Here is a 1394-nt window from a genome sequence, read left to right as displayed (position 1 = left end):
CCGACCGCCTCGCGGTTCTCCCCGAAGATGTGGACCTCGTCGCGGCGGGTGGGGCGGGCGTCGTCGGCGTCACCGCATGGCGCGCCCTCGTCGACCACGGTGGGATGCAACTCGGCGAGACAGTGTTGATTCACGGCGGGTCCGGCGGCGTCGGCCACACAGCGGTCCAACTCGCAGACGCGGCGGGCGCACACGTCATCGCCACGGCGGCACCGAAGAACCACGACCGCGTCTCCGAACTCGGTGCAGATGTCGTCCTCGACTACAGCCGCGACGACCTCGCCGATGCCGTGAAAGACGCCGCAAACGGCGACGGCGTCGACCTGACGCTCGACCACCGACTGGACGACTACCTCCAGTTCGACGCCGAGGTTGCTACCACCGGCGGCCGCGTCGTCGGTATCGGCGAGAACGACCCGCAAGTCGGGTTCGAACTCTCGTCTGCCGCCCGCGGAAAGGACCTGAACATCACGATGATGAGCATGTTCAATACCCCCGAACTCGCCGTCCCGCTGCGCGAACTTGCCGGTCTGATGGAGACGGGAGACTTCGAAATCGAGGTCGCGCGGACCTACGACCTCGACGAGGCTGCCGAAGCCCACCGAGCCGTGATGGAAGACAGTTTCCTCGGGAAACTCGTCATCACGCCCTGAGAGACGAGGCCGGGAAGCGAAACACGGGACTGGGAAAGACGCCCCCGCGACCGAATTATGTCATATGCGCACTAACCACACTCGCATGGACGTGTCATTTGACTTCGATGGGACAGTCGCGCTCGTAACCGGTGCCAGCGGCGCACTCGGTAGTGCTGTCACACGGGCGTTCGCCGACGCGGGCGCGAACGTCGCGGCCGCAGACGTGGTTGAACCGGACAACGAAGATGGCTTCTACGACTCGGACGGCGTCCGCTTCTACAAGGCAGACTTCACCGACGAGGAGGAGGTTGCCCGAGTCGTCGACGCCGCTGTCTCCGACTTCGGGCGAATCGACCACCTCGCCAACATCGCCGGGACGTGGCGCGGTGGAACACCAATCGACGAGACCGACGCTGAGACGTTCGATTTCCTCTTCGACGTGAACCTGAAGACGATGTTTCTCGCGTCGAAACACGCGATTCCACACCTTCGTGAGACCGATGGCGCAATCGTGAGCATCTCTGCTCGGGCGTCGCTCGAAGGTGGCGAGGGGGACGGCATCTACCGGGCATCGAAGGCCGGCGTTCGCCTGCTTACGCATACCCTCGCTGCAGAGAACCTCGGCGTCGTGCGCGCAAACGCGGTGATGCCGAGCGTCATCGACCCCGCGATGAACCGCGACATGCTGCCCGTGGCCGACTTCGACCAGTCGGTGCAGCCGGTGGAGACTGCCCGGCCGACCATGTGGCCCTGATCGCG

General features: G+C 65.0%; 2 protein-coding genes. Both read left to right on the top strand.

Annotated elements, in window-relative coordinates; genetic code table 11:
- Window positions 1-653, top strand: a 653-nt coding sequence (locus tag QT222_RS02565) for a zinc-binding dehydrogenase (RefSeq protein WP_491476203.1), incomplete at its 5' end; no start/stop codon positions are given.
- An 85-nt stretch (window positions 654-738) separates the two neighbouring features.
- Window positions 739-1389, top strand: a complete 651-nt coding sequence (locus QT222_RS02560; RefSeq protein ID WP_491476202.1) for an SDR family NAD(P)-dependent oxidoreductase — start codon at window positions 739-741, stop codon at window positions 1387-1389.
- Window positions 1390-1394: the final 5 nt, after the last annotated feature.

It is taken from the genome of Haloferax sp. s1 (assembly GCF_058382125.1).
This window is presented reverse-complemented; position numbering and strand designations above follow the sequence as displayed.